Origin of the sequence: Sulfitobacter donghicola DSW-25 = KCTC 12864 = JCM 14565, assembly GCF_000622405.1 — a bacterium.
In the GTDB taxonomy this organism is placed as follows: domain Bacteria; phylum Pseudomonadota; class Alphaproteobacteria; order Rhodobacterales; family Rhodobacteraceae; genus Sulfitobacter; species Sulfitobacter donghicola.
Genome location: NZ_JASF01000005.1, coordinates 1,340,403 through 1,364,595, shown reverse-complemented (window position 1 = coordinate 1,364,595; position 24,193 = coordinate 1,340,403). Strand labels below are relative to the sequence as shown.

At 52.0% G+C, this 24,193-nt stretch carries 22 protein-coding genes; 14 read left to right on the top strand and 8 right to left on the bottom strand.

The genetic code is table 11. The annotated features are described in order from the left end of the window. Positions 1 to 36: 36 nt before the first annotated feature. On the top strand, positions 37 to 2,292 hold the full coding sequence (gene rnr, locus Z948_RS0107530) for a ribonuclease R (RefSeq protein ID WP_025058955.1): 2,256 nt from the start codon (positions 37 to 39) through the stop codon (positions 2,290 to 2,292). Here the strand turns inward: rnr and Z948_RS0107525 are convergent. Continuing rightward, positions 2,289 to 2,984 carry a glutathione S-transferase family protein gene (locus Z948_RS0107525; RefSeq protein ID WP_025058954.1) on the bottom strand — a complete coding sequence of 232 codons (696 nt, stop codon included), beginning with the start codon at positions 2,982 to 2,984 and terminating at the stop codon, positions 2,289 to 2,291. The two genes, rnr and Z948_RS0107525, sit on opposite strands and share 4 nt — an antisense overlap. Positions 2,985 to 3,084: 100 nt before the next feature. Between Z948_RS0107525 and Z948_RS0107520 the strand changes: the two genes are divergently transcribed. Together Z948_RS0107520 and Z948_RS0107515 are read left to right on the top strand one after the other, a co-directional pair. After that, a complete protein-coding gene (locus Z948_RS0107520; RefSeq protein WP_025058953.1) occupies positions 3,085 to 3,804 on the top strand; it encodes a helix-turn-helix transcriptional regulator in 720 nt (239 codons plus the stop codon). A 63-nt stretch (positions 3,805 to 3,867) separates the two neighbouring features. Further along, on the top strand, positions 3,868 to 5,067 hold the full coding sequence (locus Z948_RS0107515) for a lytic murein transglycosylase (protein WP_025058952.1): 1,200 nt from the start codon (positions 3,868 to 3,870) through the stop codon (positions 5,065 to 5,067). Here Z948_RS0107515 and Z948_RS0107510 read toward each other — a convergent pair. The 5 genes from Z948_RS0107510 to Z948_RS0107490 all read right to left on the bottom strand — a co-directional run bounded on the left by Z948_RS0107510 (position 5,056) and on the right by Z948_RS0107490 (position 11,892). Continuing rightward, positions 5,056 to 6,234, bottom strand: coding sequence for an ABC transporter permease (locus tag Z948_RS0107510; RefSeq protein ID WP_025058951.1), 1,179 nt, complete (start codon positions 6,232 to 6,234; stop codon positions 5,056 to 5,058). The genes Z948_RS0107515 and Z948_RS0107510 overlap by 12 nt on opposite strands. A gap of 11 nt (positions 6,235 to 6,245) precedes the next feature. Then, a complete protein-coding gene (locus Z948_RS0107505; RefSeq protein ID WP_025058950.1) occupies positions 6,246 to 7,904 on the bottom strand; it encodes an ABC transporter permease in 1,659 nt (552 codons plus the stop codon). An 82-nt stretch (positions 7,905 to 7,986) separates the two neighbouring features. Beyond that, the gene (locus tag Z948_RS0107500; protein WP_025058949.1) at positions 7,987 to 9,078 is read right to left on the bottom strand and encodes an extracellular solute-binding protein; all 1,092 of its coding nucleotides are present in this window, start codon (positions 9,076 to 9,078) and stop codon (positions 7,987 to 7,989) included. 116 nt (positions 9,079 to 9,194) lie between these two features. Next, the gene (locus Z948_RS0107495) at positions 9,195 to 10,295 is read right to left on the bottom strand and encodes an ABC transporter ATP-binding protein (protein ID WP_025058948.1); all 1,101 of its coding nucleotides are present in this window, start codon (positions 10,293 to 10,295) and stop codon (positions 9,195 to 9,197) included. A gap of 199 nt (positions 10,296 to 10,494) precedes the next feature. Next, positions 10,495 to 11,892: an aspartate aminotransferase family protein gene (locus tag Z948_RS0107490; protein ID WP_025058947.1), complete on the bottom strand. Its 1,398-nt coding sequence runs from the start codon at positions 11,890 to 11,892 to the stop codon at positions 10,495 to 10,497. Between the two features lie 226 nt (positions 11,893 to 12,118). On the opposite strand from Z948_RS0107490, the gene Z948_RS0107485 reads away from it, so the two are divergent. The 5 genes from Z948_RS0107485 to Z948_RS0107465 all read left to right on the top strand — a co-directional run bounded on the left by Z948_RS0107485 (position 12,119) and on the right by Z948_RS0107465 (position 17,464). Continuing rightward, entirely contained in the window at positions 12,119 to 13,201 is a 1,083-nt protein-coding gene (locus tag Z948_RS0107485) for a polyamine ABC transporter substrate-binding protein (RefSeq protein WP_425427150.1), read from the top strand. Between the two features lie 62 nt (positions 13,202 to 13,263). Continuing rightward, complete coding sequence (locus Z948_RS0107480) at positions 13,264 to 14,391, top strand: ABC transporter ATP-binding protein (protein WP_025058945.1); 1,128 nt, start codon at positions 13,264 to 13,266, stop codon at positions 14,389 to 14,391. Between the two features lie 57 nt (positions 14,392 to 14,448). After that, on the top strand, positions 14,449 to 15,324 hold the full coding sequence (locus Z948_RS0107475) for an ABC transporter permease subunit (protein WP_025058944.1): 876 nt from the start codon (positions 14,449 to 14,451) through the stop codon (positions 15,322 to 15,324). Next, positions 15,321 to 16,139: an ABC transporter permease gene (locus Z948_RS0107470; RefSeq protein WP_025058943.1), complete on the top strand. Its 819-nt coding sequence runs from the start codon at positions 15,321 to 15,323 to the stop codon at positions 16,137 to 16,139. Before Z948_RS0107475 ends, Z948_RS0107470 begins: the two co-directional genes overlap by 4 nt. Beyond that, positions 16,136 to 17,464 (top strand): NAD(P)/FAD-dependent oxidoreductase, encoded by a 1,329-nt coding sequence (locus Z948_RS0107465; protein WP_025058942.1) that lies wholly within the window; start codon positions 16,136 to 16,138, stop codon positions 17,462 to 17,464. The genes Z948_RS0107470 and Z948_RS0107465 overlap by 4 nt, the downstream gene beginning before the upstream one ends. Here the strand turns inward: Z948_RS0107465 and Z948_RS0107460 are convergent. Beyond that, on the bottom strand, positions 17,461 to 18,135 hold the full coding sequence (locus Z948_RS0107460; RefSeq protein WP_025058941.1) for a flagellar hook capping FlgD N-terminal domain-containing protein: 675 nt from the start codon (positions 18,133 to 18,135) through the stop codon (positions 17,461 to 17,463). The genes Z948_RS0107465 and Z948_RS0107460 overlap by 4 nt on opposite strands. A gap of 12 nt (positions 18,136 to 18,147) precedes the next feature. Beyond that, on the bottom strand, positions 18,148 to 20,727 hold the full coding sequence (locus Z948_RS0107455) for a flagellar hook-length control protein FliK (protein WP_025058940.1): 2,580 nt from the start codon (positions 20,725 to 20,727) through the stop codon (positions 18,148 to 18,150). A 120-nt stretch (positions 20,728 to 20,847) separates the two neighbouring features. On the opposite strand from Z948_RS0107455, the gene Z948_RS0107450 reads away from it, so the two are divergent. The 6 genes from Z948_RS0107450 (at position 20,848) to Z948_RS0107425 (ending at position 24,192) form a co-directional block, all read left to right on the top strand. Beyond that, a complete protein-coding gene (locus Z948_RS0107450) occupies positions 20,848 to 21,126 on the top strand; it encodes a rod-binding protein (RefSeq protein ID WP_025058939.1) in 279 nt (92 codons plus the stop codon). After that, on the top strand, positions 21,116 to 21,469 hold the full coding sequence (locus Z948_RS0107445; protein WP_025058938.1) for a hypothetical protein: 354 nt from the start codon (positions 21,116 to 21,118) through the stop codon (positions 21,467 to 21,469). The genes Z948_RS0107450 and Z948_RS0107445 overlap by 11 nt, the downstream gene beginning before the upstream one ends. Positions 21,470 to 21,713: 244 nt before the next feature. Next, positions 21,714 to 22,556 carry a flagellin N-terminal helical domain-containing protein gene (locus tag Z948_RS0107440; RefSeq protein WP_025058937.1) on the top strand — a complete coding sequence of 281 codons (843 nt, stop codon included), beginning with the start codon at positions 21,714 to 21,716 and terminating at the stop codon, positions 22,554 to 22,556. 76 nt (positions 22,557 to 22,632) lie between these two features. Beyond that, on the top strand, positions 22,633 to 22,986 hold the full coding sequence (gene flaF / locus Z948_RS17920) for a flagellar biosynthesis regulator FlaF (protein ID WP_037951380.1): 354 nt from the start codon (positions 22,633 to 22,635) through the stop codon (positions 22,984 to 22,986). Between the two features lie 13 nt (positions 22,987 to 22,999). Next, positions 23,000 to 23,404, top strand: coding sequence for a flagellar biosynthesis repressor FlbT (gene flbT, locus Z948_RS0107430; protein WP_025058936.1), 405 nt, complete (start codon positions 23,000 to 23,002; stop codon positions 23,402 to 23,404). Then, positions 23,404 to 24,192, top strand: coding sequence for a DUF1217 domain-containing protein (locus Z948_RS0107425; RefSeq protein WP_025058935.1), 789 nt, complete (start codon positions 23,404 to 23,406; stop codon positions 24,190 to 24,192). Before flbT ends, Z948_RS0107425 begins: the two co-directional genes overlap by 1 nt. Position 24,193 lies beyond the last annotated feature (1 nt).

Below are 24,193 nucleotides of genomic sequence, written 5' to 3'. Positions count from 1 at the left end.
TGTGACGCGCCTTTGTCACCGTGCTAGGCCCTTCACATGAATAAAATACCGACAAAACAAGAAATCCTCAGCTGGATCGAAGAAAACCCGACCCTTACCGCCAAGCGTGACATCGCAAAGGCGTTCGGCATCAAAGGGGCTGCGCGGATCGATCTGAAACGCCTGCTGAAAGAGCTGGAGGCCGAGGGGCATCTGGAAAAGCGCAAAAAGTCCTATAGTGACCCAGAACGTTTGCCACCTGTCAGCGTGCTGCTGGTTACGGGGCCCGATGGAGATGGCGACCTATATGCCAAGCCCATGGAATGGGGTGGAGAAGGGCAAGAGCCTGTCGTCTTGATGATCCCGCGGGCGGCTGATCCCGCGCTGGGCGCAGGCGATCGCATCTTGGCGCGGCTTACCTTGGTCAAGGGAGAGGCGCACCACTATGAGGGGCGCCTAATCCGTCGCATCGGTACAAATCCGAAAAAGATCATAGGCATCTTCCGTAAACATGCCGAAGGCGGGCGGATCTTGCCGATTGATAAAGGTGCTGACAAAGAATGGGCTGTACCCTCGGACGCCACAGGTGGCGCGAAAGAGGGTGAGCTGGTTGAGGCCGAGCTTGCCGGTCCAAAGGGGCGCATGGGCTTGCCACGCGCCCGTATTGTTGACCGTCTAGGTGACCCATCAGCGCCCAAGGCTGTTTCACTGATCGCGATCCACCAGCATAACATTCCCGATGATTTTCCGGATGATGTTGTCGCGCAGGCCGATGCGGCGACTCCGACAGGTTTGGACGGACGCGAAGATTTGCGCGAACTGCCATTGGTGACCATCGACCCGTCAGACGCGCGCGACCACGATGACGCGTGTTTCGCCGAGGCTGACACCGATCCTGCGAACAAAGGCGGACACATCCTTTGGGTCGCTATCGCGGATGTCGCAGCCTTTGTCACACCCGGTTCGGCATTGGACCGTGAGGCGCGCAAGCGCGGAAACTCGACCTATTTTCCAGACCGCGTTGTCCCGAAGTTGCCCGACCGCCTATCGGGTGATCTGTGTTCCCTGCACGAAGGGGTTGATCGGGCCTGTATGGCCGTGCGTATGGTGCTGGATGCAGAGGGCAACAAACTGCACCACGATTTCCACCGTGGCCTTATGCGCTCGCCCGCCAGCTTGCACTATGAAGAGGTGCAAGACGCGATTGACGGAAACCCGAATGAACGCACAAAACCCTTATTAGAGACTGTTTTAGAGCCCCTATATGCTGCTTATGCTGCGCTCGTCTCAGCGCGTGAGCGGCGCCAGCCTCTTGATCTGGATTTGCCTGAACGGCGGATTGAACTGGACGAAAACGGCACTGTACGTTCGGTCAATTTCCGTGTGCGTCTGGACGCGCACCGACTGATCGAAGAATTCATGGTGCTGGCGAATGTCGCCGCGGCCGAAACGCTGATTGCCAAGAAAACACCGCTGCTGTTTCGCACCCATGAAGAGCCAACGCCCGAAAAGCTGGATGCGCTGAGAGAGACAGCCGCCGCAGCTGGTTATACCCTTGCTAAGGGGCAGGTGCTTCAGACGGCGCACCTTAATCGTTTGTTGGATCAGGCAGCGGGTAGTGATGATGCCGAGCTGATCAATATCTCGACCTTGCGATCCATGACACAGGCATACTATGGGCCCGATCACATCGGCCACTTTGGCTTGGCGCTGCGATCCTATGCGCATTTCACATCGCCCATTCGCCGCTATGCGGATTTGCTGGTTCACCGTGCGCTTATCACCGCGCATGGTTGGGGAAAGGATGGTCTGTCCCCGCATGACATCGAGGATATGGAAGCCACGGGTACGCATATCTCGGACACCGAACGCCGTTCGATGATTGCGGAACGTGACACGACAGATCGCTATTTGGCATCCTACCTGTCGGAGCGCGTTGGAAACGAGATGACAGGCCGCATCAGTGGCGTTGCCCGTTTCGGCGCATTCGTAAAACTGGATGAAACAGGCGCGGACGGGCTGATCCCCATGCGCAACATCGGGCGCGAATACTTCCACCACGATGCGGATGCGGGAACGCTGATGGGGTCTGATACCGGCATGACGATCGGTCTGGGTCAGCGCGTAACGGTGCGCCTGTCCGAAGTGACACCCGTGACAGGTGGTATAGCGCTGGAACTGCTGGAAATCGAAGACGAGAAAATCCCGCAAGGTCGACGCAGCCCCGCAGGCCGTAGCCCCCGCCGGAAATCGGCGAAGGCCAAGGGCAAGAAGGCCGCGAAAAAGCGCAAGGTGTCTCGCAGCCGTCGCTAGCCCATAGCGGCGGCACAGCGCGCGCCATAAGCGCTGAGGACAGGATCATTTGCCACGCGACGTGACAGAGGCGTAGGCACAGGCGATGCGGTGATCGCGTTCAAAATCGCGCCCACGCTTGCGTCCGCCGCCGTTGGTTTATCGCCGAACAAAAACGAACGATCGCCCAGTTGCGCGGTTATAGCAGCCAGGTCTGGTTCAATCCGCTCAAGGCGTTCTTTCACGCTCATACGGCCCAAACCCAATCCGTGCATGGTGCGCATCAGATCTTTGCGCAGTTTCTTGGTGATAAAGCCCCTCAACAGGGCGGGTAGAAAGCCAAAGTATTCTTGCTGAACGGCGTTCCAGTTGGCATCATCACCCCAGCGATCCAACACCTGATGGAAATAGATGTGCTCTTCGGCCATGCGGATAAACGCCCGCGAGGTGGCCTTGTCGCGAATGGACAGACCTGCATCGAAATCAAATCCAGCATCCTCTAGGTGCTTTCGGATATTGTCGCTGTCAGGGATGAGCGTGCCATCCGTTAAGCCGATAACTGGCAGCTTGCCGAGAGGCATTTTTCGGGGGTCGTTCATATCTTTTCTGATCCAAGGGGTGCCAGATAAATTCAGCAGCCAACCAGCTTTGGTGCAAAACGGGCTGTAGCTGAATTGTCCAAAACCTTGGGCGAAGGTGTAAAGTGTGATCATGGTTGGTCCCTTTGTGAATGTTAGGGCTTGTCTAACAGGCGTTGCTGTCAAAAACTGGCAGCAGTGTCAGCGATAGTTTTTGCAGCAAAGGACAAACAGAATGACCCGTACGCATAGACTGTTCCAATTGATGCAAACGCTTCGGCGGTTACCAGCACCTGTCACGGCGGCGGCCCTTGTGAATGAAACGGGCGTATCACTGCGGACAATCTATCGGGACATTGATGCCCTCAGGGGGCTGGGAGCCGTGATCGATGGTGAGGCTGGGTTTGGGTACACGTTGATCGAAGACGCGGCTTTGCCTCCGCTGGCTTTCTCTGACGATGAGTTGGAAGCACTGGTGTTAGGACTGCGCGAGGTATCGGTTATCGGTGACCCTGCTTTGGCTGAGGCCGCGCAGACGGCACTGTCAAAATTAAAGTCGCGCCTGCCTGCGCGACAGACACATCGCTTGCAACATGCAGTGTTAGATGCCCGCCGGTTTGTGCGCCCACCTGAACCTAGAATCGATGTGAAAAAACTGCGCGCCGCGACATGGGAGGAGGTGACAGTTTCCTTTCATTATGAGGATGCCAAGGGGGCATTGTCGCAACGCCGTGCTGATCCTCTGAGCATCGTCTTTATGCAAAACGCGCATATGTTGATGGCTTGGTGTCATTTGCGTTCAGATTTCAGGGCTTTCCGGCTTGATCGGATGAGCGAGCTTGAAGTCACCGGAGTGTCCTTTCGCCCCAAACGCGTACCGCTGTTGCGCGATTTTATGGACCTCATGCGCAGGCAAGCTGAGGAACGAGCCAAAGACCGCCAAACCTTTGACTAGTTCTTTTCGGTGAAATTGAAAGCGACTAGGCTGACAGGGACGAAATTTTTTGCGAGTCCAGCCATGCGTGCCCTTTCCCTTGCCCTACTTTGCCTAACGTCCCCCGCACTGGCCCAAACGAACGTTGTTCGAAATGATGCAGGGTTACAGCAATGGATAGATGATTTTCGCAGCAAAGCGATAGCCGCAGGTATTTCCGCCAAAATCTATGACACAGCCATGGCCGAGGTTTCATATTCGGCAAAGGTGGTTGAACGGGATCGCAACCAATCGGAGTTTACCAAAACCATTTGGGATTACCTTGGCACGGCTGTGTCCGATCTGCGGATCAGCAACGGTAAGGCGGCGCTAGGTCGTCAGCGCGAAACGCTAAAGGCGGTTGAGGAACGGTACGGAGTTCCTGCTGAAATCATCACTGCGATTTGGGGACTTGAAAGTGCTTATGGAACATTTCGCGGAAGTGATCCGGTTTTGACGTCGATGGCGTCGCTGGCCTATGACGCGCGGCGCGCGGAGTTTTTCGAAACCCAAGTTATTGCGGCGTTACAGATCGTCCAAACGGGGGATACGCAGCTAAGCTCCCTCAAGGGGAGTTGGGCCGGAGCGATGGGGCACACCCAATTCATGCCGGGCTCCTTCATTGATCATGCCGTCGATTGGACGGGCGACGGCAGGCGTGACATTTGGGGCGATGACCCCCGTGATGCGCTAGCCTCGGCAGCGGCTTACCTAAAGGATAATGGATGGGTAACAGGGCAACCGTGGGGCGTAGAAGTACAGTTACCCGATGGTTTCGACTATCTTCTCGCGAATAGAGAGGTGTTAAAGGCGCCCTCTGAATGGGCTGAGATCGGTATTCTGGATACCAAGGGGCTGCCTGTTTCAGACCATGGTCAGGCGTCGATCTTATTGCCTGCAGGGGCCGAGGGGGCTGCCTTTATGATCTTCAAAAACTTTGAAGTTCTAGAGAGCTATAACACCGCGGATGCCTATGTGATTGCGGTTGGCCATTTGGCCGACAGGATTTCAGGCGCGGGTCCGTTGCGGGGCGATTGGCCCCGCCAAGATCGCCCGCTCAGCTTTGATGAACGGATCGAGCTGCAAAAAGAGCTGACTGCTCAAGGTTTTGACACGCAAAAGATAGACGCAAAAATCGGGCCGCTGACGGTCAATGCTGTGCGTGGCTGGCAAGTGGCGCATGGGTTGGTGCCTGACGGCTATGCCTCCCCACGCTTTCTTGAGCGGTTACGTTCAGCTAGGTGACATACCGCGCAGGCGTTCTGAACGGCGGCGCAGCATTTCCACAACGGTCAGCAAGCAGATTGAGATCACAACAAGGATCGTCGCAACAGCAAGGATCGTTGGGCTGATCTGTTCGCGCAAGCCGATGAACATCTGCCATGGCAGTGTCTTTTGACCAGCCGAGCCGACAAACAGAACCACAACAACTTCGTCAAACGAGGTGATGAAGGCGAATAAGCCACCCGAAATCACACCAGGCAAGATCAGCGGCATCTGCACGCGGAAAAAGGTTGTGACGGGGTTTGCCCCCATGTTCGCCGCAGCGCGTGTCAGCGAGCGGTCAAACCCAACAAGCGTCGCGGTGACAGTGATGATCACAAAAGGAATCCCCAACGCGGCGTGCGCAAGGACAACGCCGATGTAAGTGCCTTGCAGGCCGATCCGGCTGTAAAAGAAATACATACCAGCCGCCGAGATGATGAGCGGGACAATCATCGGGGAAATCAGAATGGCCATGATCGCGCGGCGGAATGGCACGTGCGGCTGGCTAAGACCAATCGCCGCTAATGTGCCAAAGGTCACCGACAACAAGGTTGCCACAGGCGCGATGCGAAGTGAGTTTTTCATCGCATCCTGCCACGCGTCATTCGTAAAGAAGTCGCGATAATGCTTGAGGGAATAGCCTGCTGGATCAAACCGCAGCATTTCAGGCGTGAAGGTAAAGAAGTCCTGCGCGTTAAAGCTGAGGGGCATAACCACAAGGATTGGTGTGATCAGGAAAACAAAGATCGCACCGCAAATAGTACGGAACGTAAAGTGCCACAGCACTTGGCCCGGTGTGAGGTATGGGGCGATTTTAGCGCGGTAGCGGCCTTCGTACAGCCAGAAGGTTAGGAAACCAAAGAACCAGCCAAAGAACAGGCCAATCAACAGGCCAGGAAGGCCAGCAAGGGCGTAACCGCCAAGAGCGATGAGCGCGACAAGGCCCCAACGCCCTGCTCGTTCATTCTTGATCACCTTGGTGAGGACAAAGGCAATAGCGCCCATAAGGATCGCGCCGCCAAGAACACCTAGGATCAGGCTGCCCTGACCAGTGCCGATGAATACGCCAAAGAAAGCGCCAAAAGCAGCGACAACCGGCACATAAAAGCTCGGTTCGGTGCGCGAGATGGGTGTGAGTGCAACCATGGGTCTGCTCCTTATCCGAGTTTCACGTTATCAATGCCGACGATCTTGTCGTAGGCGTAGTACAGCAGCAGAACAGCCGCCAAAAGAATAGCGCCCAGCGCCGCGCCCAGGCCCCAGTTCAGAGAGCTGGAGATGTGGTACGCGATGCGGTTCGAGATGAATGTCCCCGAGGTACCGCCGACGATTTCAGGCGTGATGTAATAGCCAATCGCCAGAATGAACACGAGGATCGATCCCGCACCGATACCTGGAATGGACTGCGGGAAATACACCCGCCAGAAAGCTGTCCAGTTCGTCGCGCCAAGGCTTTTCGCCGCGCGTAGATATGAGGGTTGGATCGTTTGCATAACAGAATAAAGCGGTAGGATCATAAACGGCAGCAGAATATGCGTCATGGCGATGATGGTACCGGTCTGGTTGTTGATCAAAGCCAAACGGTCATCCGTGCCCACAATGCCAAGCCAGACCAATGTTTCGTTGATGACGCCTTGCTGTTGCAACATCACTTTCCATGCTGAGGTGCGAACCAGCAAAGAGGTCCAGAAGGGGAGTAGGACAAGGATCAGCAGAAGGTTTGCCTGACGGGCAGGAAGGTTTGCCAAAATCCATGCGACCGGATAGCCAAGCAAGATGCACGAAAGCGTAATGGCCACAGACATCACCATGGTACGCCAGAATAGGATGGCGTAAATTCGTTGGTTCTCCGGACGTTTTTCTACACCGTCTACAGATTTTTGCATATCGACAGCGTTGAGAAAGTAACCGTTGGTGTATTTCGGGCTGTATACTTTGATAGTCTGCCAAACCTCTAGATCGTGCCAGTCCTTGTCGATCTTTTTGAACGCGGCGGCATAGTCGACAGTTTCAAATGCGGCGGCAGCAGTTGCAGCTTCGGCCAGCTCTTCTGCTGCTGGTCCTGCATAAGAGGCGAGGCCGTTTTCACCGTTTAGATCCTGATGAAGGGAAGAGTAGACGATTGCCCAAGGGTCCTCTGTGAAGAGGTTTTTTTCGTCGACGTTTTGGGTGAAGTCAGCAAAACGCAGGTATGTTGCAGTGGTTGCTGGCAGGGCTTGTGCCACGCCTTCACGCAGTTCGAACGGCGGCTGAGGGCCGTCTGCCTTTTTCCAGTCTGCCATCTCAGCAAGCCATGCGTCGCTGGCCATAAAGCTGTTCCAGTTTTCACCCTTTTTCCAAAAGGCATTCAGGTCTTCGAACTGATCCTGATAAACCTCTCCCATATCCTCGACCTTGCGCCCCGATTTACGGAACAAGGAGGATACGCCAGTGAGCTCATAGTTCAGACGAGAGCCGAGGCGGGTGTGCAGTTTGGCCTCTTTCGCGAAAAAGAGATCGTCATACAGTGCTTCGAAAACAGGTTCATCGGGAAGCGCGTCACCTTGTGCGTCCCAATCTGACAACATTGCCGTGGTTCGGGGCAACGTCTCGGAGACAATATCGTTTTCGACTGAGCGGAACAACATATCGGCAATTGGCGCGATGAAAGTGACCAAAACGAAAATTAACAGCGGCGCGATCAATGCAAGGGCGCGTAGCTTTTGCAGACGCAAGGCGCGGCTAAGGGATTTCTTTAACGGGGTGCCATCGGCGGCTAGCACAGGCCCTTTCGGGGCGGCAGGTGCTGCTGTTTGGGCTGTTGATGCGTCGCTCATGGTGTCCCTATCGGATTGATCGAAGTCTTAAAAAATGAGTGAGGAGGGCCGCATTTGGCCCCCCTCTAAAGCTATAGGTAGCTTATTGTACCAACCACGCCTGGAATTTGGCGTCGATGTCGTCACGGTAGTCTGCCCAGAACTCGTAGTTATAAAGGAACGTGTTCTTTGAGTTTTCTGGGTCTGTTGGCATGTGTGGGGCCATGTCGATGCCCAGAGTTGCGTGCTTGCCAACGAGAGGCGCAGAAGATTTACGTGCAGGACCGTAAGAAATGTACTTGGCCTGATCTGCCAGACGCTGTGTGTCTGTCGCGAACATGATGTAGTCAAGTGCACGTGCTTTGCGCTCGTCGCTGAGGCCAGTTGGGATGATCCAACCGTCCAGATCGAAAACCTGCGCGTCCCACAGCATGCCAACTGGCTGCTTTTGCTCTTCGATCAACGAGAACAGGCGACCGTTGTATGTGGAACCCATGATGACTTCACCGTCAGCCAAAAGCTGTGGTGTGTCGGCGCCAGCGGACCACCAGATCACGTCGTCTTTGATGGTTGCCAGTTTATCCAGCGCTTTTTGCTGACCTTCGGCAGTTTCCAGAACGTCATAGACGTCTTCTTTTGCTACGCCGTCACAGATCAAAGCCCATTCCATGTTGCCGATTGGACGCTTTTCCAAGGAACGCTTGCCTGGGTATGCGTCGGTGTCGAAAAGGGCGCAGATGGATGTTGGTGCTGTGTCGCCAACGAGGTCTGTGCGGTAGCCAACAGTTGTGGAGTATACGATCTGCGGGATAAAGCAGTCGCCAACCAACAGGTCGCCAAAGTCTTCGGATGCTTTTGTGCCGTCAGGTGCATCGGCCAGCTGTGTGTCTGGGTCGATTTCCATTGCAAGGCCTTCGTCGCACAGGCGCAAAGCGTCGGCTGCAACAACGTCAACAACGTCCCATGTTACGTTGCCAGCTTCGTTCATCGCACGCAGCTTGGAAACAGCTTCGGCAGATGATTCATCGTTGATGATCTTAACGCCGGTCTTTTCGGAATAGGGGTCATGATAAGCGTTTTTCTGTGATGCGGAATATGCGCCGCCCCAGCTAACGATTGTCATTTCTTCTGCGTGGGCCATACCAGCTGCAACTGTAAGTGCAGTGGTAGCCAATAGTGTTTTTGTAAGGTTCATTTGTAGCTCCCAGTTTTGTCCCGTTTGGTATTTTAAGGTAGCAACAACGGGCTTAGTTGCTGCCTCTTTTGGTCACGCAGCGTTTCCGCAACGTGATATGTCGTGCAGATTGAATGCTAGGCATCCAATGCGCGGCAATCCTCGGGCAACCAGCCAATTTCGATCTGCTCACCAGGTTTTAGGCGCTGTTGATCGGGGGCGTTGCGTGTCTTGACCACAAAATCGTCGCGACCAGCGACGCGCAGACGCGTGCGGAAGATGTCACCCATATAGATGAACTCCAACACTTCAGCCTTCAGCGTAAATGCGCCTTCTTGCATGCGGTCTTTGTTAAACTCAACGCGCTCGGGGCGGATGGAAACGCGGGTGCGTTCGCCAGCCTTTGAAACGTTGATAGGTTTTGCTTGGATAACCTCGCCGCTGTCCAGCTGAACCAAGGCAACGTCGCCTTTGATCTCTTTCACAACGCCTTCAAGGGTATTATTTTCGCCGATAAACTGCGCAACAAAGCTGTTTTCAGGCGCTTCATACAGCTGATCCGGTGGGGCGAGCTGCTGAATACGTCCGTCATCAAAAACCGCAACACGGTCGGACATTGTCAGGGCTTCGGTCTGGTCGTGGGTCACATAGACCACGGTGATTCCCAGATCATGGGCCAGATTGGTAATTTCAAACTGTAGCGATTCGCGAAGCTGTTTGTCCAAAGCGCCCAGAGGTTCGTCCATCAAAACCAGCTCGGGTTCAAACACCAATGCCCGCGCAAGCGCGATACGCTGTTGCTGACCACCAGATAACTGAGCAGGACGACGCCCTGCGAAATCATTCATCTGTACCATGCCAAGGGCGCGGGTGATTTTCTCTTCGCGTTGGGATTTACCCATTTTGCGAACTTCCAAAGGAAACGAAAGATTCTCGGCCACAGTCATATGCGGGAATAGCGCATAGTTTTGAAAAACCATGCCGATTCCGCGTTTATGCGGTGGGATATTGTTGATGGAAACACCGTCCAACCGGATATCACCGTGGGTGGCTGTTTCAAAACCGGCCAGCATCATGAGGCAAGTCGTCTTGCCTGACCCTGATGGCCCGAGCATTGTCAAAAACTCGCCTTTGGGCATGCTGAGGTTAAGATCTTTGACGACGAGATTTTCGCCATCATAGCTTTTCTGCACGCGTTCGAATTCTACGAACGCATTGCCGTTATTTGTATCGGCCAAATTTATGGCTCCCTGTAGACTTAGCTATTTTTGTTACAACAAAGTAAACGCATGCCAGATGGCTTTTGCAACTGGTTAAGCCCTGTTTTTGATAATTGAAGAAGTTTTCAGTCAAATGGGCTAAAAAAATCGACAATTCAGTCGATTGTCTTTTCGCGAAAGCGGTCTGAGCGCGCTATTTGCGCGCTCAGTAGTGGTTTTAGGATGCAGATTTTAGCATGTCGCCGTCTTGCAGCGTCTTATAGGTCTCGTCCAATGCGGTTTTTGCACGGGTATAGAAGACCTCGATTTCCTCGGGTGTAATAACCAAAGGTGGTGAAACGATCATACGATCCCCCACGTGGCGCATGACCAAATTATTAGCAAAGCAACGATCACGGCAGATAAAGCCAACGGTGCCTCTATCCATTGCAAAGCTGGCGCGGGTTTCCTTATTTGGCGTCAGGGGCAAAGAAGCCATCATGCCTTTTGCGTTCACACCACCAACCAGCGGGTGTTCTGCCAATCGGTTGAGTGCAGCATGAAGCGCAGGGGCAGCAACGTTGTTTACGTGATCCAGCAGGTTTTCGTCTTGCATGATTTGCAGGTTGGCCATTGCCACGGCGGCACATACTGGATGACCAGAATATGTATAGCCATGGTTAAATTCGACCGCGTTGATAACTTCGGCAACTTCGTCACAAACAATAGAGCCGCCGATCGGCGCATAACCCGAGCTGAGGCCTTTGGCGATCGTCATGATGTGGGGTTTGATTCCTACTGTGGTTGCGCCAAACCAGTTTCCTGTACGGCCAAAACCACAGATGACTTCGTCAGCGATCAAAAGGATCTCGTATTTGTCGCAGATGCGCTGGATTTCGGGCCAGTAGGTAGCGGGCGGAATGATTACGCCACCGGCACCTTGGACAGGTTCCGCAATAAATGCTGCAACCTTTTCTTCACCCAGTTCGAGGATTTTCGCCTCGAGTTCTTGTGCGCGGGCCAAGCCAAAGTCTTCTGGTGTCTGCTCTCCTCCTTCGGTCCACCAATCGGGCTGCCCGATGTGGTGAATGCCAGGGATGGGCATGCCGCCTTGAGCGTGCATATAGGTCATGCCGCCCAAAGAACCGGAGCCGACAGAAGATCCGTGATAGGCATTCTTGCGGCTGATGATGTGAGACTTTTCGGGCTGGCCTTTTTCGGCCCAATAGGTTCGGACCATTCTTATGTTTGTGTCATTTGCCTCGGATCCGGAGCCAGCAAAGAAAACATGGTTCAACCCTTCGGGCGCTAGTTTCGCGATTTCGGCTGCGAGGGCGATGGCCGGTGTGTGAGTCGTGTTAAAGAAAGTGTTGTAATAGGGGAGTTCGGCCATCTGACGTGTCGCCGCCTGCACCAGCTCATCGCGGCCATAACCGATGTTTACACACCAAAGACCAGCCATTGCGTCCAGAATCTCGTTTCCATCACTATCTTTCAGGAAAACCCCTTTTGAGCTGGTGATGACGCGCGCGCCCTTTTCGCCCAATTCACTATTTGCCGTGAAGGGGTGCATGTGGTGTGCGGCATCGAGCGCCTGTAACTCGGCGGTTGGAAGGTGGTTTGAGATTGTGGTCATGAGAGGCTCCTTGCAGGAAAAAACTTGTTGTGATTAAAATATGATCAAATTCTTGTTTGGTCAATCTCAGGTTCGTGCAATGTTGTTATCGTAGGGGTGAAATTCTACTCAAAAAGCCAAGAAAAACTGCATTTTTGCTAAATTAACTTGGCATTCTGTGAAAATTTGATCATCTTTTCTTCAATGCTGGGAATAACCCAGCTTTACTAATGGGAGCCCAAAAATGATGAAGACGCTATTTACCGGCACCGCTGCAGCTGCCCTGATGGCCAGCACAGCATTTGCTGAAGAAGTCCGTGTTTATAACTGGTCGGACTATATCGATGAAGATCTCTTGGCCAAGTTCGAAGAAGAAACAGGCATCAAGCTGATTTACGATGTTTTTGACAGCAACGAAGTTCTTGAAACTAAAATGCTTGCTGGCGGTTCTGGCTATGATGTTGTTGTGCCATCGGGCACATTCTTGCAGCGCCAGATTACTGCGGGCGCATTCCAGAAACTGGACATATCCAAGCTGCCGAATGCTGGCAATATGTGGGACGTGGTTGAAAGCCGCACAGAACAGTACGACCCAGAGAATGCCTATTCGATTAACTACATGTGGGGCACGACGGGGATCGGCACAAATGTAGGAAAAGTGCAGGAAATCCTTGGGGCGGACGCTCCGATCGATTCACTCGAATTGGTCTTGAACCCTGACAACATTTCCAAGCTGGCCGATTGTGGTGTGCACTTCCTTGATGCTCCAAGCGAGATGCTACCAATGGCGTTGAACTATATCGGTGAAGACCCGAATAGCCATGATCCCGAAGTCCTCGCCAAAGGCGAAGAAGTGATGATGAAAATTCGCCCCTATATCCAGAAATTCCACAGCTCAGAGTATATTAATGCACTGGCGAATGGCGATATTTGCGTCGCAATCGGGTGGTCTGGTGACATCCTGCAGGCGCGCGATCGTGCGGCCGAGGCCGAAAATGGTGTGGAAATTGCCTATCACGCGGCGAAAGAAGGCGCGCAGATGTGGTTCGACCAAATGGCGATCCCAGTTGATGCTCCAAACCCAGACGGGGCACATAAGTTCCTGAACTTTATCATGGACGCGGAGAACATGGCGGCTGCGTCGAACTATGTTTATTACGCAAACGGTAACAAAGCATCCCAAGAGCATCTAGTAGAAGATGTGATCGGTGATCCGGCGATCTATCCAGATGAAGCAACGCTGAAGAATCTCTTCACCACAACGCCATACCCGCCAAAGGTACAGCGTGTTGTGACACGTAGCTGGACCAAGATTAAATCCGGTACCTAATTGAAAATCGGGCAGCGCCGTTTGGCGCTGTCCTTTCCTGCTCCGACTAAGGAACATGACTCTTGAGTATACCCGTTTTTGCTCCGTGGGATGATCCCAACGAACAGCCCCTAATTCGCTTTAAAAATGTTACTAAGCGGTATGGTGATTTTGTAGCGATTGATGACCTGACGCAGGATATATACGCAAAAGAATTCTTTGCGCTGTTGGGCCCATCTGGTTGTGGCAAGACAACAATGATGAGAATGCTCGCAGGATTTGAAACTATTTCCGAAGGCACGATCGAGCTGGCAGGACAGGATATTGCCGCTGTTCCCCCGAACCAACGGGCCGTGAACATGATGTTCCAATCCTATGCTTTATTCCCGCACCTCAGTGTCTACGAAAACATCGCCTTTGGTCTGAGACGAGACAAACTGCCAAAGGAACAGATAGACGACCGCGTTTCAGAGATGCTGAAATTGACGCGGTTGGAAAAATTCGCACGCCGTAAGCCGCACCAGATTTCTGGTGGTCAACGCCAACGTGTGGCCCTTGCACGGAGCCTTGCGAAGGGGCCCAAGCTGTTGCTGTTGGATGAACCCTTGGGGGCGTTAGACAAAAAGCTTCGGCAAGAAACCCAGTTCGAACTGATGGACATCCAAGAGACCACAGGGACAACATTTGTGATCGTGACACATGATCAAGAAGAGGCGATGACCGTTGCCTCGCGCGTTGCTGTAATGGATGAGGGTCGCATCATTCAGGTCGCGACGCCTGATGGTATCTATGAAGCGCCAAATAGTGTCTATGTTGCCGATTTCATTGGTGAGGTGAATATTATCAAAGGCACGGCAAAAGCCGCGAACAAAGAACAGTATTACGTTGATTGGGGCGTGAACCAAGCGCCCATTCTGGCAACGTCCGAGCGCGCATTCTCTGACGGTCAGGAATGCTATCTGGCAATCCGCCCAGAAAAGATTTCGATCACAAAAGGCAAACCTGAAAAGGCGGAAAACGCCGTGCAAGGTAAGGTTCTGGATATTGCTTATCTGGGTAACCTCAGCACCTACCACGTAGAGTTACCCGGTGGTTTGGTCATCAAAGCGCAAACTGCAAACACCCGCCGTCTGTCGCGCCGTGATATCACGTGGGAAGACGATGTTTGGATCCGCTGGAACGCGACAGCCGGAGTTCTATTGGCAGAATGAGCGTTTTTGTGATCCCCGCATTTACCCCTCGCCGTCGTTCAAACAGGAGCAATCGGAATGCGTAAGTTTGCGTTGATCGCGGTTCCGTACTCTTGGTTACTGGCCCTGTTTTTGATCCCGTTTTTTATCGTGTTCAAAATTTCCTTGTCGGATTATGCGCTGTCTATTCCGCCCTATGCGCCGACAATGAAAGATGGGTTTTCTGCACTGATCCAAGGTTTGGATTTCGAGAACTTTGTTTTTCTGACCACGGATGACCTCTATTATAAAGCCTACCTGAGCAGTTTGAAGATCGCGGTCATCTCTACGGCGCTTACCTTGTTGGTCGGGTATCCGATGGCCTATGGCATGGCCCGCACGCCAGAAGAATGGCGCCCGACCTTGATGATGCTGGTCATCTTGCCGTTTTGGACATCGTTCCTGATCAGGGTTTATGCGTGGATTGGCATTCTCAGCAATGAAGGCTTGCTCAATCAGTTTTTGTTGTGGACGGGTTTGATCACGGAGCCGCTGACCATTCTAAACACCAACGCCGCTGTCTATATTGGCATCGTTTACACCTACCTTCCCTTTATGATCCTGCCGATCTATGCGGCACTGGAACGGATGGATGATAGCCTGATCGAAGCTGCCGAAGATCTGGGATGTTCTCGTTTATCGGCCTTTTGGCTGGTCACGATCCCGCTGTCCAAGAACGGTATTATCGCTGGTTGTTTCTTGGTGTTTATCCCCGCGCTGGGCGAGTTTGTGATCCCATCCTTGTTAGGTGGGTCTGGTACCTTGATGATCGGCAAAGTGTTGTTCGAAGAGTTCTTTAACAACAGGGATTGGCCCGTGGCATCTGCGGTCGCTGTGGTCTTGTTGTTGATCCTGATCGTGCCGATTGTACTGTTCCAGCGGAACCAGCAAAAACAAGCGGAGGCCGAAGCATGAAGCGTTTGAGCCCGTTTAATATCACGTCTCTCACCCTTGGATTTGCCTTTCTATACCTGCCGATGATCCTATTGGTGATCTATAGCTTTAACGCCTCTAAACTGGTTACGGTTTGGGCGGGCTTTTCTACCAAATGGTACGGGGAACTGTTGCAGGATGAGGCGTTTTTGAACGCTGCTTGGGTGACCCTAAAGGTGGCTGTGATCTCATCCACATTCGCGACAATTCTTGGAACAATGGCGGCCTATGTTTTGGTGAATGCAGGGCGGTTTTTTGGCCGTACTCTGTTTTCTGGTATGATCTATGCGCCACTTGTTATGCCCGAAGTCATTACAGGGCTTTCATTGCTGCTGCTGTTCATTGGCATCGGTTTGGATCGTGGCGTGCTCACGATCGTCTTGGCGCATACGACCTTTTCGATGTGCTATGTTTCGGTTGTCGTCTCATCGCGATTGGTGAGCTTTGATCGTTCGCTGGAAGAGGCCGCGCTGGATTTGGGATGTAACCGAGTTGAGGCCTTTCGGCTGGTTACGCTGCCGATTATCGCACCTGCGGTTATTTCAGGTTGGCTTTTGGCTTTCACGCTCAGCCTTGATGATCTGGTCATCGCGTCGTTTGTTTCTGGCCCGTCTTCTACCACTCTACCCATCAAGATCTGGAGCGCGGTGCGCTTGGGTGTTTCCCCAGAGATTAACGCGCTGTCGACATTGATGATTGGTGTTGTGACCATTGGCGTGATCACTGCATCACTCATTTCCAAACGAAAAACAGTTCGCGCGCAGATGGATGCTCAGACGGCTGAACGCTCCGAGTGAGGCGCCTTTTTAATGAATACGCTTATGGTGAAGGCCCTCGTGAAACCTGCTGGTGGGACGAAACCTGTGATATTCGAGCAATGCCAACCTTGGGAAGTTCGGGTTCAACGGATGTCGCCATCATTGGTGCAGGGTTTACGGGGCTAACAGCGGCGCTGCATCTTGCGCGTGCTGGAATTAACGTAACGGTGTTGGAAGCCAAAACCATAGGTTGGGGCGCGTCTGGGCGAAATGGCGGGTTTTGTTGTTTGGGCGGCAGTATGGCTAGCGATCAAGCTCTTGATCGTCGGTTTGGGCGTTCGGGTCGGATCGAGATGCGCAGAACCGAACTGGCCGCGGTTGAGTTCGTTGATGATATTATCACGCAAAACCAATGGAACGTTGATCGACATTCCAAGGGTGAAACTGTTTTAGCGCATCGCCAAAAACACATGGATGGGTTGAAGCACCACGCACAAACAGTTGCTGAAAACTATGGGGTGCCAAGCTATTTGCATGGGGCGAGTGATCTTGCCGAATTAGGGATGGCGGGACCTTTCTATGGAGGGATGACTGTTGAAGCAGGATTTGCGCTGAATCCGCGAAAATATCTGTCCGAGTTGGCTGGGGCTGCAATATCTGCAGGTGCAAAAATTTTTGAATCCAGCACAGTGGCAAAGCTAGAGAAACTGCCTAACGGTTGGTCCTTGGGGGTGAATGGCTTTGCCTTACATGCAGATCGGGTAATCATTGGTACAAACGGTTATTCGTCCGAGGATGTGCCGAGGTGGTTGGCGGGTCGCTATATGCCGTCGCAATCAAATGTGATCGTTACGCGGCCACTGACCGAAGCAGAGGTAGGTGAATCTGGCTGGACCACGGATCAGATGTCTTTCGACACCAGAAACCTGCTGCACTATTTCCGGCTTCTCCCGGATCGGCGCATGTTATTTGGGATGCGCGGGGGGCTGAAGACAGGAGCGAAAGCCGAAGATCGGATGCGGTCGAGAATCAGGAAAGATTTTGGCCAGATGTTCCCTGCATTTCGTGAAATCCCTGCGCAGCATGCGTGGTCTGGCATGGTTTGCCTGTCCCGTTCTCTTTTGCCTTTTGTTGGGGCTGTCCCTCAGTGTGAAGGTCTATTTGCTGGGATGTGCTACCATGGGAATGGTATTGCGATGGGCAGTTATAGCGGGGCGTTGCTGGCCCAATTGGCCCAGCATAAGAAACCTGACGCAATTTACCCCAAAGCAATGCAAGAGCCCCTTCCCAAGTTTGAGTTGGGGCGATGGCGCCGCGCCATGATGCCGATCGCCTATGCTGCTCTTGGATTGGCTGATTGTTAAGAACCTTCGCGCAGGGCTGTAACGCTTGAGGCCAATGCCTCAGAACCACCAGAGAAAACTACGGTGGCCTCTGTTCCTATGTTTTGAACCTCCACAACGCGGGCATAAGTTTCTGCTTTGGTCGAATCTAGCTCAATCCCGTTGGCGCCTGTTGCTTCTACTTCAAAATGATAAAAGCCGGCTGGAAGAGGCTGTCCGCTTTGGCCTACGCCCGCCCAAACAACCGGATCCGTCGAAACAGATAGTGCGTTACGGTCAACTTCCTGACCTTGGTTGTTATAGACAACCAGTTCCATTTGTTGCGCACCTGCTGGCGGCGTCGGAAGTACTGTAATCGGATCGGTGTCAAAAAGAACGGGCTCGGTTGTTCTAGCTTCCATGCCGATCCAACCTGCCAATTGCCCCATGGTTGAGCCGCTGAGTTGAGCGGTCAGTGCGGTCAACAAATCATTCGATTGAACCTGTTGCTCCACCATTGAGAACTGCGCAAGTTGAGCGGCATATTCAGAGCTGTCCATTGGTTCCAATGGGTCCTGATATTCCGCTTGGGTGGTGAGCATTTTGATGAAGGTCTCAAAATCAGAAGATAAAACCGAGCTATTCGAAAGGGTTTCAGAAGTGAAAGTCGAAGCATTTGTCGTATCTGTTGAGGTAACACTGGAAATGGTCATGTTGGCTCCCTTTTAAAGGCGGATGTCGACGCCGCTGTTAGGCGCAGAGATTGTGGGGTCTGTTGCTGGCTCGTCTATTGAATTGGCAGGGGCAGATGATGCTTTTGCTTTGGTTGCATCACCTTCTTTTGAACTGCTTGGCTGATCTTTGAATGAGCCGCTTTCAGTATCATTGCCGAATTCGATGTTAATTTCTTCGTAGCCCATGTTTCGGAAGTTTTGCCCTAATTGATCTATATGCCGACGCATAAGATCCAAGGTGTCGTTTCGCTCCGCATGGATGCTGATAGTGATGATGTTTTCTTCGGTTAAGACAGACATTCGAACACGCCCTAGCTCTTCTGGTGAAAGAGCAATCTCAACCGGTCGCTGGCTAGCCTGCGGTAATGCTTCGGCGAGCTGCCTTGCTACCTGTGATGGTAGGTCCGTCCTGGAAACCACAGTTGAGTTCTGTTGGGTAGAGCGAACCGTTTCCCAGCTGGCCAATTCCAATGGTTCAGCTGTTAGCGTGGCTGAAAACAAGGGGTCGGAATTTGTATTAGATAGGCCGATTGATGTTGTTGGAGTTTCTGGCGCAGAGGCGCCAACCTGCATTTGTGGAGAGGTTTTAACGAAAGCGGGTAAAGGCTCGACCTCGTCCATCGATACGGTCGAATCTGGGGCTATCATTGAATCGCGAGCAGTGGGTTTACCAACAGTAACCGGCTGAAGGGGCGCCACTGAAACAGATGGTGGTACGGCTATAGCCGAGGGAGTGGAAGGAACGGTGACCGTTGCTGTCAATTGATCAACCTCTACCGAAGCAGAAGGAATGATGGACGCACTTGAAGGCGCGCTGGTGAATGTTGTTACAGGCGTACCGATAGAGGGGGCTGAAGGGCGAGGCACAGATTCACCAGCCTTCACAGGTGGAATAGCGGATTTGACTTGTGCGTCGATACCCTCAGTTAGTTTTTGGGATAAATCTGCTCTGGCAGGACCAAAAGAGTCCCGCGTTAACGTTGGCATGGTTGCGTGCTCAGCGTTTGATTTTTCACTGAGGGCGAATTGTGGAGGCGTAGTTTCAATTGAGTCGGAAACGGAGGCGGGCAATGGTGTTTGCAGCGAAACAGGTTGCGCGGATTCCGTTGTTATATGAGGTTGGGGCTGCACAGCTCTCTGTTGCACCACAGGTTCAGTCTGCGGAGGATTGGGTTTGAGGCTAGCAGTCGGAAATTCACCTTTGGGCAACTCTGGATCAACATTGGCAGGCGCTTGCGCTATCGAAGATGATTGTCGAGCCAGATGATCGTTCTCAGCTGTTACCGCAGCTTGTTTGTCCGAATATGTTACGGAATAGCCCTCAGGCAGTTTCAGTTCCTTTAGTGGGTTTGGCGTTTGACCTGCGGTAGACGAGAGGTTGGGCGTGTTTTGGTGCTTGTTGTCCTCTACTGGCATTACCCCATGTTCTGTTGTCAAAGGCGGCGCGCTAGATCTACCATTTTGTTCGTTGTTTGCCGTCAGTGGCTGAATCACATCGTTGGTTTTTGGATACGGTTCTGGCATTGAATCGGTTAGTGCATTCGCCGTTTCAATCTGTGTTAGGGGCGATTGAGCTGCGTCATTCAGAACAGGAATGTTTGATTTACCATTTTGTTCGTTGTTTGCTGCCAGTGGCTGAATAGCGTCGTTGGTTTTTGAACGCGGTACTGGCATTGAATCGGCTGGTGCATTCGCCGTTTCAATCTGTGTTAGGGGCGATTGGGCTGCGTTATTCAGAACAGGAATGCTAGATTTACCATTTTGTTCGTTGTTTGCCGTCAGTGGCTGAATCACATCGTTGGTTTTTGAACGCGGTACTGGCGTCGAATCCGCTCGTGAATTCGATGTTTCAATCTGTTTCACGGGCGCTTGAACAGTGTCATTTAAAACCGGAGCATTAGTTGCAGAAGCTGCGATTTTATCAGGCAAAGTTTCTGTCGAGGCTACGAATGCTTGGGCCAGTCGTGCTGGGGTATCGGCCTTATTTTGGTCTTTCGGGGGGGGCGTTGAACCGGAATTGGTTTCAGCGATGGTAACGCCTGGTTTGTTCAACGGTATTTCTGGGTTTTCTGCGGCGATTGTTCGGGAAGCTACATTAGAAGAAAGGTTGAACGTATCCGCTTGCTTGCTTTGAATAACTTCGGGTGTTGAAATCCGGGTCTCTTCATTTGGCAGGGCTAATCTGGATGGTGAGGGATTAAAACGCTCTAAGTCCTCTAGCCTTTCCAAGGCGCTAATCGCGCGCGCCGAGCCGCCTGCAGCTTTGCCGTCATCTTTTAGGCTCTGGGGGTTAGCCTCCAAAAGCTGGTCATCAAAAAAAAGAGGATCATCATCTTGGGAAGATGTTTCAACGGCTTCACTTTCAGAATGAACATGGTTGTCAGGAGCTTCTATTTTGGAGGTTTCGGCAAAGAGGTTTGCAAAAGTTTCTGAAGTGTCCCGAGGTATGCTAAGGGTCTGAATATCTTGCTTGTTCAGCTCACCGCTTTTCGAATGATCCGAATCCATTGCGAGCTTTTGAGCCGATGTGACGGACAAAGCACTTGTGTCTTGTGCAAGTAGTGGATTCATTCTGGAACCTTTCGGGATTCTGCCGCGGTACCTGATAAATATCCACAAACTTCCTTACCGATTGTTTACGGCTTTGCGCTCATGCTCTGGAAAATTGAAGCAATTTAAGGAGTTTTTCGGATGAACCCGATTCCACCATCGCTAGGTCCAACGCCAGAAACGAGCAGAAATACCGCCCTAAAAGAGGCGGCTCAAAAGCTTGAGGCGACATTTTTGGCGGAGATGCTGCAATCAGCCGGCCTAGGGAAGACGAGTGAAAGTTTTGGGGGCGGCGCAGGGGAGGATCAATTTGGTTCATTCCTTGTTCAGGAACACGCCAACCAAATTGTCAAAAGCGGCGGAATCGGATTAGCCGAATCCCTTTTCGAATCTTTAAAGGAGCAAACCAATGACCACTGAAAACCCTGATTTTGAAAGCCTTGATAGTTTACTCGAAAAGGAACGGAAGTACCTTTTGGAGGGGGACCTTCAAGGATTGAGTACCTTATTGGCTGAAAAGGAATCCATATTGGATGCCATGTTTGAGAGCGAAGAGTTGAACCGAAAGAAGATCGGGCCGCTAGAAAGAAAGTTGCAGCGCAATCAGTTGCTTTTGGATGGCGCTCTTGAGGGGATACGTTCGGTTTCTGTCCGTCTTGCGGCATTGAGACAGGTTCGATCTGCACTGGATACCTATGATGAACGAGGGTGCAGGCAGAGCGTTCCAACCAACGCAAAGCAACAAGTGGAAAAACGTGCATAGTTCAAGGTTTTGGCTTGCGCTGAATGAAGCGCAGGCCAGTTGAATAAAATGCCAAACAGACCGGCATGAGGCATTAAGTATTTGGAAAGCGGCAATAGGACATGGTGGCGATGCATCCGAAACACGGGTGGCGCACTGCTCGGGAAACGAGTGGTTGTAACTGTCAGAATGGCATTCCTGTCCAGCAGCGATGTGGACGTTATCCGGCGCAAAGCGCCGACATGCAAAAAGAGGAACAGCTTCAATGTCGAGCATTCTTACAAACAACAGCGCAATGGTTGCCCTGCAAACTCTGAAATCCATCAACAGCAATCTGTCGGATACTCAGAACTCTATTTCCACAGGTAAAGATATCAATACCGCGAAAGACAACGCATCGGTCTGGGCGATTTCCAAAGTAATGGAGTCTGACGTTGCTGGTTTTGATGCGGTGCAAGATTCTCTATCGGTTGGGCAATCTACGGTGGCTGTTGCCAGCACAGGTGCTGAACGTATCGTAGAGACCCTTACGGAAATGAAGGAGCTTGCGGTTTCAGCACAATCAGAAACGGCCGATTTCGGCAAAATCGAAGCAGACATGGCGTCCAAGCGCGATCAAATTGATGCGATCATTTCTGGCTCACAGTTTAACGGTGTCAACCTATTGAAAACGGATATCGATGGCACAGGCGGTACAAGCCTCACCGTGGTTTCGTCGCTTGATCGTGTCGGTTCAGGCGCACCGACAGTCAGCACAATCGATGTTTCGTCTGCAGACTTCGAGACTTCCGTTGACACGTCGGCTATGACGGCCATTGCGGACGTTACGACTGCCGCATCAGCCTTTGGCGAAATCGAAACCATGCTGACGGCGGCAATTAACGGTGCTGCTGCTCTGGGTTCCGATGGTAAACGTGTAGACGATCAGATGGATTACATTTCCAAACTATCTGATACGGTGACTTCTGGTATCGGTGCCCTCGTTGATACGGACATGGAAGCCGCATCCGCGAAACTTCAGGCACTTCAGACACAGCAGCAGCTGGGTGTGCAGGCCTTGTCGATCGCGAACGAGTCGCCATCCACGATCATGTCGCTCTTCCGTTAAGTTTATCGACCTAGACAATGGTGAGGGGCGCGCAGCATTGCGCCCCTTGCACAACAATTGATGAGTAGGGATTTCTGTGAACGCTACCACACTTGCCCAAAAGGGCTATGCACCAATTGCTGCACCTTTGAAATCAGCGCGAAAAGTCGAATTTGATGTCGTCGCGCGGATAACGTCGCGATTATCAGGCGCTATGAAAGAAAAAGATTTCAATAAGCTGATTGAGGCGATGCACGAGAACCGAACGCTTTGGCGGAAATTTGGATTGGATGCATCAAGTCCACAAAATTTGTTGCCTGAGGATCTGCGTGCGCGGATCATATATTTGGCAGAGTTTACAGAGCATCATACGCGAAAAGCCATCCGCGGACAGGCTAGCGCCCTACCCCTTGTAGAAGTAAACACCGCGATTTTGCGCGGCTTGAAATAGATCGGAAGCCAAAATGAGTGGTTTAGTCCTTAAGTTGGGTCCAAAAGAACGTGTTTTGATAAACGGTGCTGTCATAGAAAATGGAGACCGGAGAAGTCGTTTGGCCATCATGACACCAGATGCAAAGATACTTCGTCTTCGCGATGCCATTCATCCAGAAGACGCCAAGACGCCTGTTCGGCGTGCCCTATTTGCGGTGCAACTGGTCCTGTCGGGCGACAAAGACCCAGACAGTGCGCATCTGCCTTTATTGCGACAAGTCGAAGAATTGAGCCAAGTGTTCACCGATTCTGATAGTAGGCAGGTTCTGGCAGACGCTAGCGAAGCCGTTATTGAAAAACAGCATTACCGAACATTGAAGGCACTTCGCTCTCTTCTTCCACGGGAGGAACGGCTGTTGGCCGTTCGCCCGAACTAATGTATCTCCCGGTTGTTCCACTTGACGGCTTTGCTGGTTGGCGGTTCCTGCAAGAGACTTATGACAGTCAATTTGCAGCCTTTAGCCAAAATGCCGAATTGAAGCGTGACGGTGATTACTTTCGCGAAAACATAGGAAATATTGAGACTGCGGAAGAGCTTGTGAATGATCACAGGTTAATGACCGTTGCCTTAGGCGCTTTTGACTTATCTGATGATATCAACAGTAAGTACTTCATCCAGAAAATTCTGGAGGAGGGAACTGACAACGATGACTCACTAGCGAATAGGTTCTCAGATCCTCGTTACGCAGAACTATCTCAGGCATTTGGTTTCGGCCCAGGAGAGTTTCTCAAGGTAGGGGAGCCTTTGTTTGCTGAGGCAATCATTGATCGTTATGAGGCGATTGAATTTGAAATTGCGGCAGGCGAACAAAACGAATCCATGCGGTTTGCACTATACGCTGAGCGTGAGATGAGCGTTTTAGCCGCGGAAGATACTTCAAATGATGCGAAGTGGTACACGTTGATGAGTGAAGCTCCCTTGAGGGAGGTATTCGAGAAAGCACTAAATTTGCCAAGTTCTTTTGGCCAAATTGATTTGGACCAGCAGCTAAGTGTTTTTAAAGAACGCGCCAAAAAGGAATTTGGAACGGACGAAATTTCTAGTTTTACTGATCCTGAAATGGTTCAAGAGCTTGTCACAAAATATGTAGTGCGGAATCAGATATCCGACCTCAACGCAGGCTACTCTTCAAATGCGATCGCGTTAACCCTGCTAAGTGGTTGAA

What these genes read in the sequence shown, in the direction of transcription:
- rnr (WP_025058955.1), top strand. Translation starts at nt 37, where the DNA reads ATGAATAAAATACCGACAAAACAAGAAATCCTCAGCTGGATCGAAGAA.
- Z948_RS0107525 (WP_025058954.1), bottom strand. Translation starts at nt 2,984, where the DNA reads ATGATCACACTTTACACCTTCGCCCAAGGTTTTGGACAATTCAGCTAC.
- Z948_RS0107520 (WP_025058953.1), top strand. Translation starts at nt 3,085, where the DNA reads ATGACCCGTACGCATAGACTGTTCCAATTGATGCAAACGCTTCGGCGG.
- Z948_RS0107515 (WP_025058952.1), top strand. Translation starts at nt 3,868, where the DNA reads ATGCGTGCCCTTTCCCTTGCCCTACTTTGCCTAACGTCCCCCGCACTG.
- Z948_RS0107510 (WP_025058951.1), bottom strand. Translation starts at nt 6,234, where the DNA reads ATGGTTGCACTCACACCCATCTCGCGCACCGAACCGAGCTTTTATGTG.
- Z948_RS0107505 (WP_025058950.1), bottom strand. Translation starts at nt 7,904, where the DNA reads ATGAGCGACGCATCAACAGCCCAAACAGCAGCACCTGCCGCCCCGAAA.
- Z948_RS0107500 (WP_025058949.1), bottom strand. Translation starts at nt 9,078, where the DNA reads ATGAACCTTACAAAAACACTATTGGCTACCACTGCACTTACAGTTGCA.
- Z948_RS0107490 (WP_025058947.1), bottom strand. Translation starts at nt 11,892, where the DNA reads ATGACCACAATCTCAAACCACCTTCCAACCGCCGAGTTACAGGCGCTC.
- Z948_RS0107485 (WP_425427150.1), top strand. Translation starts at nt 12,119, where the DNA reads ATGAAGACGCTATTTACCGGCACCGCTGCAGCTGCCCTGATGGCCAGC.
- Z948_RS0107475 (WP_025058944.1), top strand. Translation starts at nt 14,449, where the DNA reads ATGCGTAAGTTTGCGTTGATCGCGGTTCCGTACTCTTGGTTACTGGCC.
- Z948_RS0107470 (WP_025058943.1), top strand. Translation starts at nt 15,321, where the DNA reads ATGAAGCGTTTGAGCCCGTTTAATATCACGTCTCTCACCCTTGGATTT.
- Z948_RS0107460 (WP_025058941.1), bottom strand. Translation starts at nt 18,135, where the DNA reads ATGACCATTTCCAGTGTTACCTCAACAGATACGACAAATGCTTCGACT.
- Z948_RS0107455 (WP_025058940.1), bottom strand. Translation starts at nt 20,727, where the DNA reads ATGAATCCACTACTTGCACAAGACACAAGTGCTTTGTCCGTCACATCG.
- Z948_RS0107450 (WP_025058939.1), top strand. Translation starts at nt 20,848, where the DNA reads ATGAACCCGATTCCACCATCGCTAGGTCCAACGCCAGAAACGAGCAGA.
- Z948_RS0107445 (WP_025058938.1), top strand. Translation starts at nt 21,116, where the DNA reads ATGACCACTGAAAACCCTGATTTTGAAAGCCTTGATAGTTTACTCGAA.
- Z948_RS0107440 (WP_025058937.1), top strand. Translation starts at nt 21,714, where the DNA reads ATGTCGAGCATTCTTACAAACAACAGCGCAATGGTTGCCCTGCAAACT.
- flbT (WP_025058936.1), top strand. Translation starts at nt 23,000, where the DNA reads ATGAGTGGTTTAGTCCTTAAGTTGGGTCCAAAAGAACGTGTTTTGATA.
- Z948_RS0107425 (WP_025058935.1), top strand. Translation starts at nt 23,404, where the DNA reads ATGTATCTCCCGGTTGTTCCACTTGACGGCTTTGCTGGTTGGCGGTTC.